Raw genomic sequence first — 15,357 nt, 5'->3', positions numbered from 1 at the left:
GACGCAGGGCGGGCGGAAGCGGCGGGACATGAAACAATTGGCAGATGGCTGAAGACAAACAGGGTACAGACACGCCCACCACCACCCCCATCAACGTTCCGGACAAGCCGGCCCTCGAGGGCCTCGAAGCTGCGCTCACGCAGCGCTGGCTGGCCGAGGGGACCTACAAGTTCAATCGGGAGACCACCCGGGACCAGGTCTATTCGATTGACACTCCCCCGCCCACCGCTTCCGGTTCACTGCACGTGGGGCACATGTTCTCCTACACGCAGACTGACGTGCTGGCGCGCTACCAGCGCATGACCGGAAAGAACGTCTTTTACCCGATGGGCTGGGACGACAACGGCCTGCCCACCGAGCGCCGGGTCCAGAACTTCTACGGCGTCCGCTGCGACCCCTCCATCCCGTACAACCCTGACTACCGGCCGCCGGCGCAGCCGGCGAAGAACCAGCGGGACTTCGACGTCGTCTCCCGAAGGAACTTCATCGAGCTCTGCGAAGAGCTGGCGGTTGAGGACGAGAAGGTCTTCGAAAACCTCTTCCAGACACTGGGCCTGTCCGTCGACTGGGAGCTGACATACCGGACCATCGACGACAACTCGCGGGCGGTCTCGCAGCGCGCGTTCCTGGCCAACCTGGCGGCGGGCGACGCCTACATGGCCGAGGCACCCACCCTTTGGGACGTAACCTTCCGTACCGCAGTGGCCCAGGCCGAACTCGAAGACCGCGAGGTCCCCGGAGCCTACTACCGCTACCCGTTCTTCACCGAGGACGGACAGAAGATCCACATTGAGACCACCCGTCCCGAACTGCTGGCTGCCTGCGCCGCACTGGTGGCAAATCCCGACGACGAACGGTACCAGCCGCTGTTCGGCAAGAAGGTCACGTCGCCCGTCTTCGGCGTCGAGGTTGAGGTGAAGGCGCACCCGCTCGCCAAGGCGGACAAGGGCTCCGGCATCGCCATGGTGTGTACGTTCGGTGACCTGACCGACGTCACCTGGTGGCGCGAACTGCAGCTGCCCACCCGCGCCATCGTTGGCCGGGACGGCCGGATCGTCAGCGAGGCTCCCGAGTGGATCACCACCGATGCCGGCCGCGAGGCCTTCGCCGCGATTGCCGGCAAGACAGTCTTCAGCGCCAAGGAAGAAGTGGTGAAGCTCCTCACCGCCGCAGACCTGCTTGAGGGCGAGCCCAAGAAGATCATGCATCCCGTGAACTTCTACGAAAAGGGCGACAAGCCCCTGGAAGTGGTCACGTCCCGGCAGTGGTACATCCGCAACGGTGGACGCGACGAGGACCGCAGGGAGCGGCTCATCGCACGGGGCCGGGAGATCGACTTCCATCCTGCCTTCATGCGTTCCCGCTACGAGAACTGGATTTCCGGCCTGAACGGTGACTGGCTGGTTTCCCGCCAGCGCTTCTTCGGCGTGCCCATCCCCGTCTGGTACCCCCTGGACGCCGACGGCAACCCGGACTACGACTCCCCCATCGTGCCCTCCGACGGGCAGCTGCCGGTGGACCCGGCAGCGGACGCCGCTCCCGGCTTCGACGAAAGCCAGCGCGATGTTCCCGGCGGCTTCACCGGTGACGCGGACATCCTGGACACCTGGGCCACGTCCTCCCTGACTCCAAAGATCGTGGGCGGCTGGAAGCGCGACGAAGACCTCTTCGCCAAGGTCTTCCCCTTTGACGTCCGGCCTCAGGGCCACGACATCATCCGGACCTGGCTGTTCTCCTCCGTGGTGCGCGCGGACGCCCTGGAAAACAGCGCGCCGTGGAAGCACGCCGCCATCTCCGGTTGGATCCTGGACCCGGACCGCAAGAAGATGTCCAAGTCCAAGGGCAACGTGGTGGTACCCACCGACGTGCTGGAGGAATACGGCTCGGACGCTGTCCGGTACTGGGCCGCTTCGGCCAAGCTCGGTGCGGACACAGCCTACGAGATCGCCCAGATGAAGATCGGCCGGCGCCTGGCCATCAAGCTGCTCAATGCGTCCAAGTTCGTCCTGAACCTGGGCGCCACGGAGGACTCGGTGCTGTCCGCTGACCTCTCCGTCCTCACCAATCCGCTCGATCGCGCGGTCCTGGCACAGCTCGCCGACGTTGTGGCCCAGTCCACGAAGGCCTTCGAGAACTACGACTACGCACGGGCGCTGCAGATCACGGAAAGCTTCTTCTGGCAGTTCACCGACGACTACGTGGAGCTCATCAAGGACAGGGCCTATGGGGCTCCGGGCGAAGCCGAACAGGCCTCGGTGCTGGCAGCCCTCGCCACCACCCTGGACGCCCTGCTGCGGCTCTTCGCGCCGTTCCTGCCGTTCGCCACTGAAGAGGTGTGGAGCTGGTGGCGCAAGGGCTCGGTCCACCGCGCCGCGTGGCCGGCCGCCCTGGCGGTGCCGGGCGGCGACACCACCATGCTCGCAACGGTTGGTGTTGCCCTCAGCGGTGTCCGCAAGGCCAAATCCGAGGCGAAGGTGAAGCAGCGCACGGAAGTCCTGACTGCGACCATCACGGCTCCAGCTGGACTCGCAGGGCAACTGAATGCCGGCCTGGCCGACCTGAAGGCAGCCTCCAACGCCCGCGAAATTTCTATAGTGGTGGGCGAGGGCGAGCTGGCTGTCACCGGTGTGGAACTGGCCGTCACGGAGGAGCCGGCGAAAGCATAGCCGCAGCCTTGGGCCCTGTTTTCGGGCAAAGGGGAAGCCCCATCAGCGTTTTGCCGTTGGTGGGGCTTCGACTTTTCGGCCATCCGGTGACGTCTTGATGGTCTGGCAGAATCCGCCGATCTTCAGGTCTTCCTACGTTCGTCACTTGTAGCTTGCATCCTGACTTTGCCGATGGCTGCGTCGAATGCATATCACTGAATCTTTGGTTTCTGCGTCCCACTTCTTTCGAAGTGGGTAAGAACTATTGTTGTCCCGGCTACCGCGATGCGCAAGAGCCCCGGCTGAACTACAAACGAGTAGTTCGGCCGGGGCTCTGGACACTCCCGCCGGGGCTTCCGGAGGGGCCGGGCCTAGTTGAATTCCGGACGTTCGGTCCTGCTCCGCTTCAATTCGAAGAAATGCGGGTAGGAAGCAATCGCGGTGGTGGCGTCCCACAGCTTGCCGGCTTCCTCGCCCCGCGGGATCCGGGTAAGCACGGGACCGAAGAATGCCGTCCCGTTGAAGGCCACAACCGGCGTTCCAACGTCCTGGCCCACCCGCGAGATGCCTTCCTCGTGGCTGGCCCGGAGCTGGCGGTCGTAGGCGTCGGTGGCGGCGGCTCCGGCCAGTGAAGCGGGAAGGCCGCATTCAGCAAGTGCTTTGGCGATCACCAGGTCGCGGTCCTTTTCGCCCTGTTCATGGATCAACGAGCCCATGGCGTCGTAGAGTGGCTTGACCGTGCCCCTGCCGTGTTCCTCCTGGGCCGCGATGATCACCCGGACCATACCCCAGGCGTTGTCCATCGATTCGCGGTAGGCAGGTTCCAGGTCCCGGCCTTCGTTAAGGACGGCCAGGCTCATCACGTGCCACTCCGTCCCGATGTCGCGGACGCCCTCCACTTCGCCTATCCAGCGCGAGGTGATCCAGGCGAACGGGCACAGCGGATCGAACCAGAAGTCGGCCGTGTTCTTAGCGGGCTCAGTCATAGGGAATTCCTTCGCTGGTCTCAGTGGCGCGGGGCAGCCACGACGTGTAAGGGCTACTGCGGGTAACGGCGCTGTGCCGGGAAGTCAGGCAGACTTACGGCGCTTGGCGACGTGGGGAACGATGGTCGGTTCCGCACCCCTCAGCACGACGTCCTCGGTGATGATCACGCTGGCAACGTCTTCGCGGCTGGGGAGATCGAACATGACAGGAAGCAGCACTTCCTCCATGATGGCCCGCAGCCCCCGGGCGCCGGTGCCGCGCTCCAGCGCCTGCTCCGCAATGGCGTCAAGGGCTGTGTCGTCAAACACCAGTTCCACGCCGTCTATCTGGAACATCTTCTGGTACTGCTTCACAAGGGCGTTCTTGGGTGTGGACAGGATCTGGATCAGGGCATCGCGGTCCAGGTTGGAGACGGTGGTGATCACGGGAAGCCGGCCGATGAACTCGGGGATCAGGCCGAATTTCAGCAGGTCCTCGGGCATCACTTCACCGTAGGAATCCACCTTCTTGCTGGCCTCGTTCAGGGGGGCGCCGAAGCCTATGCCCTTCCGTCCGGACCGCGACCCGATGATCTCTTCCAGGCCGGCAAAGGCGCCCGCCACGATAAAGAGGACGTTTGTGGTGTCAATCTGGATGAATTCCTGGTGCGGGTGCTTCCGGCCGCCCTGCGGCGGGACGGAGGCAACCGTGCCTTCCAGGATCTTCAGGAGCGCCTGCTGGACGCCTTCGCCGGATACGTCGCGGGTGATGGAGGGGTTTTCGCTCTTGCGGGAAATCTTGTCGATCTCATCGATGTAGATGATGCCCTGCTCAGCCTTCTTCACGTCGTAGTCGGCGGCCTGGATGAGCTTGAGGAGGATGTTCTCCACGTCTTCACCGACGTACCCGGCCTCGGTCAGGGCCGTGGCGTCAGCTACGGCGAAGGGAACGTTCAGGCGGCGGGCGAGGGTCTGGGCGAGGTAGGTCTTGCCACAGCCGGTGGGGCCGATGAGCAGGATGTTGGACTTGGCAATCTCGACGTCGTCGTGGTGGCCGCCGTCGGCAAGGCTTCCGGATTTAGGGGCGTGGCCGGCCTGGATCCGCTTGTAGTGGTTGTAGACGGCGACGGCGAGGGAACGCTTGGCAGGCTCCTGGCCAATGACGTACTCCTGCAGGAAATCGAAGATCTCGCGCGGTTTGGGAAGTTCGAAGCTTCCCAGGTCAGCAACTTCCGCGAGCTCCTCTTCAATGATCTCGTTGCAGAGCTCAATGCATTCATCGCAGATGTAGACACCGGGCCCGGCTATGAGCTTGCGCACCTGCTTTTGGCTCTTTCCGCAGAAAGAGCACTTCAGCAGATCCGTGCTCTCGCCAATCCGAGCCATATGTGAACCCCTTAGTATCCTGCTGCCAGGCAGCCTTGCTCCGTTGCTGGAATCTCCACCGGGCCTGCACGGACCGGTTGTGACACCATCCACTCTAGGTCACATTCGCTTCCCAGGGTGGAAGGAAAAGGCCGGTGGAGCCAAATGATTGGCCCCACCGGCCCATTACTTTACCGTTACCGGCTGATCGCCTGCGGTTTGATCTTCCGTGAATCCAGGACCTGGTCGATCAGGCCGTACGTCTGCGCTTCTGCCGCGGTGAGGATCTTGTCGCGCTCGATGTCGTTGTTGACCTGCTCTGACGTCCGTCCCGAGTGGTGGGCGAGCGTGTCTTCCAGCCAGGAGCGCATCCGCATGACTTCGGCTGCCTGGATCTCCAGGTCTGAGGCCTGTCCGCCCTGGCCGCCGGACAGCGCCGGCTGGTGGATCAGGACGCGGGCGTTCGGGAGGGCCAGGCGCTTTCCGGGAGTACCTGCCGCCAGCAGTACGGCAGCGGCGCTTGCGGCCTGGCCGAGGCAGACCGTCTGGATCTCGGGGCGGATGTACTGCATGGTGTCGTAGATGGCCGTCATGGCGGTAAAAGAGCCGCCGGGCGAGTTGATGTAGAGGGTGATGTCGCGGTCCGGGTCAGTGGACTCGAGGACCAGCAGCTGGGCCATGACGTCATCGGCAGAGGCGTCATCCACCTGCACACCAAGGAAGATAATGCGGTCTTCGAAGAGCTTGGTGTAGGGGTCCTGGCGCTTGAAGCCGTACGGAGTGCGTTCCTCGAACTGGGGCAGGACATAACGGCTGGTCGGAAGGTTACCGGCAGTCGATCCGAAGTTGTAGGTCATTTTTGTTGCTCCTGATCTAAGTTTTCTCTGTGCCGGATTACTGTTCGGACGCTGACTCGCCGGAAGACCCGTTGGCCGTTCCGCCGCCACCGGATACAGAGCCGGCGTGGGCGGCGATCTTGTCGAAGAAGCCGTACTCCAGGGCCTCGGTTGCCGTGAACCACTTGTCCCGGTCGTTGTCCTTGAGGATGGTCTCGACGGTCTGGCCGGTCTGCTCGGCCGTCAGTTCCGCCATGACCTTCTTCATGTGCAGGATGAGCTCGGCCTGGATCTTGATGTCCGAGGCGGTGCCGCCGATGCCGCCGGAGGGCTGGTGCATCAGGACGCGGGCGTTGGGGGTCGCGTAGCGCTTGCCCTTGGTGCCGGAAGACAGCAGGAACTGTCCCATCGAGGCGGCCAGGCCGGTGGCTACCGTGACGACGTCGTTGGGGATGAACTGCATGGTGTCGTAGATGGCCATGCCTGCCGTCACCGAGCCGCCCGGGGAGTTGATGTAGAGGTAGATGTCCTTGTCCGGGTTCTCGGCGGACAGCAGGAGCAGCTGCGAGCAGATGGCGTTGGCGTTGTCGTCACGCACCTCTGAGCCCAGCCAGATGATCCGCTCTTTCAGGAGACGGTTGTAGATGTAGTTGTCCTGGGCTGCGGGATCGACAGTAGCCATCCGGGGGGACTCTGCGTGCTGTGACATGTGTACTTACCTCTCGCTGGTGACGGTGACATCACTGAAAATCACTACTTGGACACTAACCGGTTTCAGCGGTGTTTTGTTCGCGCATCCGCGGCTGTTCGCTGACGGCGCACGATCGGCAGGGCCGGTGCGAAGCAGCAGGATCCAACGCAAACGGCCCCCGGATCCAATGATCCGGGGGCCGTCCACTCAGTGGCTCTTAGGCCTGGGCCTTGGCCTCTGCCGTGTCTTCCTCGACGGCTGCCTCGGCGGTCTCAGCCTCGGCCTCGACAGCTTCGGCTGCGGGAACTTCCTCTTCGCCGCCGGGACGGACGAAGTCGCTCAGGTCCACGGCCTTGCCCTCGGTGTCGGTGACCTCAGCCTGGCCCAGGACGACGGCCAGCGCCTTGCGGCGGCGGACCTCGGAAACCATCATGGGAACCTGGCCGCTCTGGTCGATGATCTGGGCGAACTGGTTCGGGTCCATGCCGTACTGGCTGGCGGTGGTCACGATGTAGTCGATCAGCTCGTTCTGGCTGACGTTGACTTCTTCCTTCTCGGCAATGGCGTCGAGGATGATTTCGTTCTGGAAGGCGCGGGCCGTGTTGGCACGAACCTCTTCGCGGTGCTCCTCGGTGTCGTGCTCGCCTTCACCGTGCCCGCTGCCCTCCTTGAAGTGGGCCTCGAGCTGCTCTTCAACGACGGAGTCCGGAACGGGAACCTCAACGAGCTCAACGAGCTTGTCCAGGACCTTGTCGCGGGCCTCGACGCCCTGCTCCACAACCTTGGAGTCTGCGGCCTGCTTGGCCAGGTCTTCGCGCAGTTCGGCGAGGGTGTCGAACTCGGAAGCCAGCTGGGCGAAGTCATCGTTTGCCTCGGGGAGTTCGCGCTCCTTGACGGCCTTGACGACGACCTTGACCTGGGCGGCTTCGCCGGCGTGGTCGCCGCCCACCAGAGTGGTGTCGAAGATGGCGTCTTCCTCGGCGCTGAGCCCGGTGACGGCTTCGTCGAGCCCGTCGAGCATGGTGCCGGCACCCACCTGGTAGGACAGGCCGGAAGCGGAGTCAACCTCTTCGCCGTCGATGCTGGCGGTGATGTCGATGGTGAGGAAATCGCCGTCCGCGGCGGGGCGGTCCACGGACTTGAGCGTGCCGAAGCGGCCGCGCAGTTCGTCGAGGGCCTTGTCCACGTCCTCGTCGGAGGACTCGGCCGCAGCAACTTCAACCTTGATGCCGGAGTAGTCCGGGAGCTCGATCTCCGGGCGGACGTCCACCTCGGCAGCGAACTTCAGTCCGCCGTCCGTTGCGGAGGGGTCCGGGACCTCGGTGATCTCAACCTCGGGGCGGCTCAGGGGGCGGATGCCGGATTCCTGCACAGCGGCCTGGTACCAGCCGTTGAGGCCTTCGTTGATGGCAGTCTCCAGGACGTAGCCGCGGCCGACGCGCTGGTCGATGAGCTTGGCGGGGACTTTGCCCTTACGGAAGCCCGGGACCTGGATCTGCGAAGCAACGGTCTTGTAGGCCGAGTCGATGCTGGGCTTCAATTCCTCAAAGGGGACCTCAACATTGAGCTTGACCCGCGTGGGGGTGAGGTTCTCGACAGCGCTCTTCACGGTCTAAGTACTCCTGGGATTGTGGGATGGGTTTCTGCAAACGCAATGTTTTGTCCAGGCCGAGTGGTCCGGGCCGCAGAGTCGGGGTGACAGGATTTGAACCTGCGACTTCCTGCTCCCAAAGCAGGCGCTCTAGCCAAGCTGAGCTACACCCCGTTAGTGCACAGGCAAGTCTACGGTGATCCGCGCCCAGTTTGCACATTTGACACGTAGCCCATGGATTAGGTTTAGTTGTATCCGGCTTGAACAGCCAGCCCGGAGTTGCAGGCCTGCTAATATTGCAGATGCAGTTCTTCCGGGGACGTAGCTTAATGGTAAAGCCTCAGTCTTCCAAACTGATTACGCGGGTTCGATTCCCGTCGTCCCCTCCAAACAGACAGGCCCCTCCGAAGAGGGGCCTTTCTTTTTAATCCGTTGGGCCCCGGTGCCGGCAAGCCATCGTGGGGACTTTGCCGGCAGCCCCCGTTCACGCCTGCTGCTGGCAGAAGGGGCACCAATAGAGTTTGCGCCCCGCCAGTTCAGCAATCAGCACCGTGGTGCCGCAGACCCGGCACGGCATCCCGTCCCGCTTGTAGACGTAATGGGCATTGTCCCGCGCCGGGAAGGTCCCGCTTTTCAAGGCGGCGGCGGTTGCCTTGCCGCTTTCCGACCAGTACCTGGGCGTTGTGGTGATGATGCGGCCGTCGGCAACGCCGTCGTTCATGACGGTCACGACGTCGCGCCACAACTTGCGTGCCTCGGCGTCGGGCAGTGCGGTTCCCGGCAGCCAGGGATCGATACGCCGGCGGAAAAGGACCTCGGCGCGGTAGACGTTGCCGACGCCGGCGATGATCTTTTGGTCCATCAGGAGTGCAGCCACCGGAGTTTTCCGGCCCTGCAAATTGGCCGCGAACCGTCCGGCGTCGCCCCGCAGGTTCCGCAGCGGGTCCGGCCCCAGCCGGGCGAGGACGGCGTCAGCCTCTGCCGCGGTAATCGCCTCGCAGGTGGTGGCACCCCTCAGGTCGGCCCACCCGTTGCTGCTGGCCAGCCTGACCCGCACGGCCCCCACGGGGTCCGGCGGACCGGCATAGGCGCTGCCTCCGTTCGTGCCGGCGCCGTCGCCGTCGTTCGCGTCCGGGAACGTCTCCCGCTCCCCCACCCGGCGCGGGGCACCGATGCTGGAGGAGCCGGCGAACGTGCTGTCGCCGCCAAAACTCCAGGCACCGTACAGGCCCAGATGCACATGCAGCACCAAGGTGTTGTCGAAGTGCAGGAACAGGTGCTTGCCGTGCGCCTCGGCCACGAGCAGGGTGCGCCCATCCAGGAGCGCGGCGCCTCCGCTGAACCGGCCCTGCGGGCTGGACACAGTGAGCCGCCGGCCGCCGAATACGTCCCCGAACTGCCGCGCCAGGCGGCGGACGGAATGCCCTTCGGGCACTACTCGATGACCTCGCCGGTTGCTTCGTAGGCGGCGATCTTGCCGATGCGGCGGACGTGGCGCTCGTCATTGCTGAAGGGCTCGGTCAGGAAGGCCTCGACCAGCCGGGTCGCTTCCTCCACCGTGTGCTGGCGGCCGCCGACAGCCACGACATTGGCGTCATTGTGCTCGCGGGCGAGTGTGGCGGTCGAGTGGTTCCAGGCCAGGGCAGCCCTGACGCCCTTGACCTTGTTGGCGGCGATCTGCTCCCCGTTGCCCGAGCCGCCCAACACGATGCCCAGGGCGTGGATGCCTGCCTGCTGGTCGGCAACCACGGCAAGGGCGGCATTGATGCAGAAAGAGGGGTAGTCGTCCTGGGCGTCGTAGGCCTTGGGGCCGTGGTCCACCACCTCATAGCCCTTGGCTGTCAGGTGGGACACCAGGTGGGCGCTCAGTTCCATGCCCGCATGGTCGGTGGCGATGTGGACCCGCGGGAAGGCAGGGGATGATGTCACGAGCAGAATCCGTTCGGTTGGGGGCGCAGGCAGCCGGCCGGGACGGCGCAGGCCAGGGTCAGGACAACACGGTCAAGAATACTAGGACTCCGGCTGGCCGGGAGTCGGCGCCGCCCCGCCGCCGGGCCGGGCCCTTTCAGCAACCCGCGTCAGTACCTCGGCCAGCCTCGCCGCCGAGGCAGTACTGCCCCCGCTCACCGCGAGGCGCTGGCCGTCGGTTTTGCTGACGACGACGGCGGGACCGCTGCTGACGAGCATGGCGGCAGTGCCGCCGTGGTGCCGGTAGCCCCACCCCCCATAGTCTGCGGCCTTCACCTCGGCGGCGGTAGCGCCCGAGATGGCTCCGGCCGGGACGTTCATGACCGGAACGATGCCGGCCAGCAGGACTTTCAGGCCGCGGCGGTCGGCTTTGATGCGCGCGAACAGGAACGCCGCGCCCGTCGCCGCGAGGAGCACGAGGAGCGCGCCGAGCCAGGGCACGGCAACGGCGATAAGGGCAGACGGAAGCAGCGATGCGATGGCGATCATGACGAATACCGAACTGCGGGCATGGACCCAGAGCCGGATGTCGTCCCGTGTCAGGTCGGGGTCAGCCTCCCTCGCGATGGCCAGTTGAAGGGCCCGGTCGTCGTCCGGTGACCACTGCTGGTCCGCTTTGAAGGTAAAGGCAACAATCACGCCGAGCGACAGGGCCGCCCCGCTTCCGAGTGCCAGGACGGTCATGTCCACATGGGATTCACGGGCGTCCGCCAGCCCTGCCTGTCCCACGATGCCGGCAGCGAGGGCGCTGGTGACGAAGAGCGTGAAGAACATCCCGGCGCCCATCATGATCCGGCGCATCAGCACGGGCCTGCTGACGGGCACGGCCTGGAAGAGGACCAGCCAGCCGCCGGCCAGGATCATTAAGGCTCCTGCCGTGACGTAGGCGCCGAAGGGCGCGAAGGAGGCGCCGCCGTCGTCCGTCCACCGGATGGCGAGCGGCTCCGGAAGGTCCGGCCGGATCAGGAAGGCGCACACCACGAAGGCCGCCGCCACCAGCAGCGGGAACCCCACCACAAACCGAAGGGCTTTCGTGTCCATCGACTCCATGAACTTTCCCATGATTTAACGCTACTCCCACGGCCGGCCGGCGGCTTTCCGCCTCACGCGGCAGCCATCCCGGGCCGTGCTACTTGCCAAGGCTGGCGGAATGCAAGAATGAACAATGCCGCCGCTGGGCACGCCAGCAGGCAGACGCAACCTTTCTGGAGGCCCCACTTTGCCAGGTATGAATCTGACGCGAGCTGAAGCCAGCGAACGTGCCGAACTGATCGCCGTCGAATCCTATGACGTCAGCCTGGACCTGACCCGGGGCGGAGAGGTCTTTGGCAGCACCACCACGGTGAAGTTCAGCGCGACGCCAGGGTCCTCAACATTCATAGACGCAATCACACGCGCGGTGCACAGCGTCACCCTGAACGGCAAGAGCCTTGATCCGGCCACAGTGGCGGACGGCGTCAGGATCCAGCTCCCGGACCTCGAGGAACACAACGAACTCACGGTGGTGGCCGATGCCCCGTATATGAACACCGGCGAGGGACTCCACCGCTTCGTGGATCCGGTGGACAACGAGGTCTACCTCTACACGCAGTTCGAGGTTCCTGATTCGCGCAGGATGTTCGCCGTCTTCGAGCAGCCGGACCTGAAGGCAACCTTCACGTTCACCGTCACGGCCCCCTCCCACTGGGACGTCATCTCGAACTCGCCCACGCCGGCGCCCGTGGAAACCACCGCAGCGGACGACGGCGGTGCCCGCTCCGTGTGGGCCTTCTCCCCCACTCCCCGGCTCTCCTCTTACGTCACTGCGCTGGTTGCCGGCCCCTACCAGTCGGTGCGCAGCGAGGTGGCCAGCTCGGACGGCCGCGTCATCCCGCTCGGCGTCTTCGCCCGGAAGTCCCTGATGCAGTACCTGGACGCGGACAACATCTTCGAACTCACCCGGCAGGGCTTTGAGTTCTTCGAGGCGCAGTTCGGCTGCCCCTACCCGTTCGAGAAGTACGACCAGCTCTTTGTGCCCGAGTTCAACGCCGGCGCCATGGAAAACGCCGGCGCGGTGACCATCCTGGAGGGCTACGTCTTCCGGGGCAAAGTCACCGACGCGCAGGTGGAACGCCGGGCCATCACCGTCCTCCACGAACTCGCGCATATGTGGTTCGGCGACCTGGTGACAATGCGCTGGTGGAACGACCTGTGGCTCAACGAGTCCTTCGCCGAGTACATGTCCCACCTGGCAGCCGTCGAGGCGACGAAGTTCACCAGCGCCTGGACCACGTTCGCCTCCGTTGAGAAGTCCTGGGCCTACCGCCAGGACCAGCTGCCCACGACGCACCCCATCTTCGCCGAGATCAACGACCTGCAGGACGTGGAGGTCAACTTCGACGGCATCACCTACGCCAAGGGCGCTTCGGTGCTCCGCCAGCTGGTGGCGTGGGTGGGCCCGGACCAGTTCATGGCCGGCGTGCGCGAGTACTTCGCCAAGCATTCCTGGCAGAACACCGAGCTGGGCGACCTGCTGGTGGAACTGGAGAAGGCCAGCGGCCGCGACCTGGATGACTGGGGGCGGCAGTGGCTGGAAACCGCCGGCGTCAACACCCTGAAGCCGGAGCTCGAGGTTGACGGCGACGGCCGGCTCACGTCCTTCGCCATCGTGCAGTCCGCCGTGGACGATTGGCCCACCATCCGCCCGCACCGGCTCGCCGTGGGGTTCTACAACCTTAACGACGCCGGCAAGCTGGAGCGGGTGCACCGCGAGGAACTGGATGTCGACGGCGGGCGGACCGAAGTTCCGGCGCTGGTGGGGCTGGTCCGGCCGGACCTGGTCCTGGTCAATGACGACGACCTCGCCTACGCCAAGGTGCGGCTGGACGAAAAATCGCTTGCGACGGCGACCGCCCACCTGAAGGACTTCAGCCAGAGCCTGCCGCGGACGCTCGTGTGGAACTCGGCGTGGGACGCTGCCCGGGACGGCGAAACCCCGGCACGGCGGTACGTGGAGCTGATCCTGGCCAACGTGGCCGCCGAATCCGATTCCTCGGTGATCCTGGTCCAGCTCCGCCAGCTTGCCACCACCCTGAACTTCTACGTGGCCGAGGAACACCGCCAGGCGACCGCGGTGGCTGCGGCGGACCGGCTGTGGGAACTGGCGTCCGAGGTGCCGGGCGGCTCGGACGCGCAGCTGCAGTTCGTGAAGTCGTTTGCGCTGCTGGCCGGCAGTGCCCCCCAGCTGGACAAGGTGGCGGGCCTCCTTGACGGCTCCCTGGTCCTGGACGGGCTGGGTGTTGACCAGGACCTGCGCTGGGAGCTGGTCGCGTCACTTGTGGTGGGCGGACGCCTCGGCCAGGACGGCATCGACGCGGAACTTGCGCGGGACAATACCTCCAGCGGCCAGAATGCCGCTGCCCTTGCCAAGGCCGCCATCCCCACGGCGGAGGCGAAGGCAGCCGCCTGGGATTCCATTGTGGTCAAGGGCGAGCTCTCCAATGCACTGCAGGGCTCCGCGGTCACCGGCTTCATGCGCGTGCTGGACCGGTCCCTGCTGGAGCCCTACGCCGAAAAGTACTTCGAGGCAGTGCCGCGGATCGTCGAAACCCGCACCCACGCACTGGCCCAGCAGATCGTCGTCGGACTCTACCCTGCGCTGCTGACCAGCCAGGCAACCGTGGACCGGACTGACGGCTTCCTGGCGGCGCTTCCGCCCGCAAGCGCCGCGCTGCGGCGCATGATGCTGGAAAACCGCGACGGCGTTGCCCGGGCACTGCGGGCGCGCGCTGCGGATGTCCTTCCCGGCGAAGCTGTGCCTGCATCATGAGCCTGCACGAGCACCGCTATGAGCTGACGGTCCGGTGGACGGGCAACTCGGGCAGCGGGACGGCGTCCTACCGCGGCTACTCACGCGACCACGACATCCTTATTCCGGGGCTCCCTGTCCTCAAGGGCTCCGCGGACCCCACCTTCCACGGAGACCGGGAGCGGTACAACCCGGAGCAGCTGCTCCTGGCGGCACTTGCCCAGTGCCATATGCTCTCTTTCCTGCACGTGGCGGTAAAGCACGGCGTGGTGGTCACGGACTACCGGGACGAGGCCTTCGGGCTGATGACCCTGAACCGGGACGGCAGCGGCCAGTTTGAACGCGTGACGCTCCGGCCGCACGTGACCGTGGCCGATGCGGCGCAGGTGGAGCTGGCCGGCCAGCTTCACCACGAGGCGAACCAGCTGTGCTTCATCGCCCGCAGCGTGAACTTCCCGGTGGAGCATGAACCGGTGACAGTGGCGGCTTAGGACGGCAGGCTGGCGGCGAGGCGCGCCTCGGTTCCGGGGGACAGCCCGGCCTTCCGGGGCCTGTCCAGCCCTCGCGCCCGCTCGTCCCGCAAGGTGTCCTGCAGCGTCTCCCGCCACGGCCGCAGCTGCAGCCCGGCAGCGACGGCTGCCCGGTTGCTCCGCGCCATGAAGCCCTCATGCCCGGGCGGGAGCCAAAGCGGCAGCGAGTCCGGGCCTGCCCAGTAGTTGACGCCCTGGTTCGCAAGCCACTCTTCTTCCGCCGGAAGAACCTCGCCGTCGTGGCCGGCGGTTTCCCTGGCGGCGGCAAGATACGTTCCGAAGGCCACCTGCCCGCCCAGGGCGTTCAACGCTCCGGCCACGCCCTTCCCGGCCGCCCGGAGGATCCAGGCAGCAAGGTCGCGGACGTCGATGACCTGGGTCGGATGGTCGACGGCGGGAACCACCACCGGCTTGTTGTTCCTGGCGAAGCGGGCCGGCCAGTAGCCGTAGCGGTCCGAGCTGTCCCCCGGGCCGCCGATCAGGCCGGCACGGCAGAGGTGGGCTTTTCCGCCTGCCGCTTTGAGGGTGGCGGCCTCGATGGCCGCCTTCGACTCGCCGTAGTTCTCCGGAGTGGAGGGAGTTCCCGGCGCCAGGGGCTGCAGGAGCGCTGCATCCTCAGTTTCGTTTGCATGAGAGGCGTCGGCGTAGACGGAGCAACTGGAGACGAACGTCCAGTGCGCTGCCCGGTGTGCGAGGGCGTCCAGGGCTTCGGCGGCGGGGACGGGATCCCGGGCCACGTCCACCACCTCGTCCCACTCCCCCTCGGCGCCCGCGTAGGCGTCCGCGCCCAGTGAACGGTCCTCCCTCAGCCACGTGGTTCCCGCTGGCGGGGCCGCCGCGGAACCTCGGGCAAGGCAGGTGACGTCGTGTCCCGCCGCCACCGCCTGGCGGGCAATTTCTGCGGACAGGAAGGCTGTTCCGCCGAGGACAAGAATGCGCATGTTCAGACGCTACGGCGATAGTGTTGAGGAAGAACAGA

At 65.5% G+C, this 15,357-nt stretch carries 12 protein-coding genes and 2 tRNA genes; 4 read left to right on the top strand and 10 right to left on the bottom strand.

All coding sequences use genetic code 11. From position 1 onward, the window contains the following. Positions 1 to 44 precede the first annotated feature (44 nt). Positions 45 to 2,666 (top strand): valine--tRNA ligase, encoded by a 2,622-nt coding sequence (gene valS, locus PV768_RS14635; RefSeq protein ID WP_421093384.1) that lies wholly within the window; start codon positions 45 to 47, stop codon positions 2,664 to 2,666. Positions 2,667 to 3,016: 350 nt separating this feature from the next. Here the strand turns inward: valS and PV768_RS14630 are convergent, their stop codons facing one another. From PV768_RS14630 to PV768_RS14605, 6 genes are all read right to left on the bottom strand, one after another. After that, a complete protein-coding gene (locus PV768_RS14630) occupies positions 3,017 to 3,631 on the bottom strand; it encodes a DsbA family protein (protein WP_157241962.1) in 615 nt (204 codons plus the stop codon). Between the two features lie 84 nt (positions 3,632 to 3,715). Beyond that, on the bottom strand, positions 3,716 to 4,996 hold the full coding sequence (gene clpX, locus PV768_RS14625) for an ATP-dependent Clp protease ATP-binding subunit ClpX (RefSeq protein WP_157241961.1): 1,281 nt from the start codon (positions 4,994 to 4,996) through the stop codon (positions 3,716 to 3,718). 176 nt (positions 4,997 to 5,172) lie between these two features. Beyond that, on the bottom strand, positions 5,173 to 5,832 hold the full coding sequence (locus PV768_RS14620) for an ATP-dependent Clp protease proteolytic subunit (protein ID WP_157241960.1): 660 nt from the start codon (positions 5,830 to 5,832) through the stop codon (positions 5,173 to 5,175). 37 nt (positions 5,833 to 5,869) lie between these two features. Next, positions 5,870 to 6,493 (bottom strand): ATP-dependent Clp protease proteolytic subunit, encoded by a 624-nt coding sequence (locus PV768_RS14615; protein ID WP_157243122.1) that lies wholly within the window; start codon positions 6,491 to 6,493, stop codon positions 5,870 to 5,872. A gap of 226 nt (positions 6,494 to 6,719) precedes the next feature. Beyond that, positions 6,720 to 8,111 carry a trigger factor gene (tig, locus tag PV768_RS14610; RefSeq protein WP_323057034.1) on the bottom strand — a complete coding sequence of 464 codons (1,392 nt, stop codon included), beginning with the start codon at positions 8,109 to 8,111 and terminating at the stop codon, positions 6,720 to 6,722. An 81-nt stretch (positions 8,112 to 8,192) separates the two neighbouring features. Then, positions 8,193 to 8,267: transfer RNA gene (locus PV768_RS14605), tRNA-Pro, on the bottom strand. Positions 8,268 to 8,408: 141 nt separating this feature from the next. Between PV768_RS14605 and PV768_RS14600 the strand changes: the two genes are divergently transcribed. Next, positions 8,409 to 8,482: transfer RNA gene (locus PV768_RS14600), tRNA-Gly, on the top strand. Positions 8,483 to 8,577: 95 nt separating this feature from the next. Here the strand turns inward: PV768_RS14600 and PV768_RS14595 are convergent. The 3 genes from PV768_RS14595 to PV768_RS14585 all read right to left on the bottom strand — a co-directional run bounded on the left by PV768_RS14595 (position 8,578) and on the right by PV768_RS14585 (position 11,123). Next, positions 8,578 to 9,528, bottom strand: a complete 951-nt coding sequence (locus tag PV768_RS14595; RefSeq protein ID WP_323057033.1) for an Fpg/Nei family DNA glycosylase — start codon at positions 9,526 to 9,528, stop codon at positions 8,578 to 8,580. Beyond that, the gene (locus PV768_RS14590) at positions 9,528 to 10,022 is read right to left on the bottom strand and encodes a ribose-5-phosphate isomerase (RefSeq protein ID WP_321213754.1); all 495 of its coding nucleotides are present in this window, start codon (positions 10,020 to 10,022) and stop codon (positions 9,528 to 9,530) included. The genes PV768_RS14595 and PV768_RS14590 overlap by 1 nt, the downstream gene beginning before the upstream one ends. Positions 10,023 to 10,103: 81 nt before the next feature. After that, positions 10,104 to 11,123 carry a hypothetical protein gene (locus PV768_RS14585; protein WP_321213755.1) on the bottom strand — a complete coding sequence of 340 codons (1,020 nt, stop codon included), beginning with the start codon at positions 11,121 to 11,123 and terminating at the stop codon, positions 10,104 to 10,106. A gap of 166 nt (positions 11,124 to 11,289) precedes the next feature. On the opposite strand from PV768_RS14585, the gene pepN reads away from it, so the two are divergent. Both pepN and PV768_RS14575 read left to right on the top strand, forming a co-directional pair. Then, positions 11,290 to 13,869, top strand: a complete 2,580-nt coding sequence (pepN, locus tag PV768_RS14580; RefSeq protein WP_421093383.1) for an aminopeptidase N — start codon at positions 11,290 to 11,292, stop codon at positions 13,867 to 13,869. After that, positions 13,866 to 14,339, top strand: coding sequence for an OsmC family protein (locus PV768_RS14575; protein ID WP_157241957.1), 474 nt, complete (start codon positions 13,866 to 13,868; stop codon positions 14,337 to 14,339). The genes pepN and PV768_RS14575 overlap by 4 nt, the downstream gene beginning before the upstream one ends. Here the strand turns inward: PV768_RS14575 and PV768_RS14570 are convergent. Further along, positions 14,336 to 15,319: an NAD-dependent epimerase/dehydratase family protein gene (locus PV768_RS14570; RefSeq protein ID WP_321213757.1), complete on the bottom strand. Its 984-nt coding sequence runs from the start codon at positions 15,317 to 15,319 to the stop codon at positions 14,336 to 14,338. The genes PV768_RS14575 and PV768_RS14570 overlap by 4 nt on opposite strands. Positions 15,320 to 15,357 lie beyond the last annotated feature (38 nt).

Origin of the sequence: Pseudarthrobacter sp. CC4, from assembly GCF_048957775.1 — a bacterium.
GTDB lineage: Bacteria > Actinomycetota > Actinomycetes > Actinomycetales > Micrococcaceae > Arthrobacter.
This window is presented reverse-complemented; position numbering and strand designations above follow the sequence as displayed.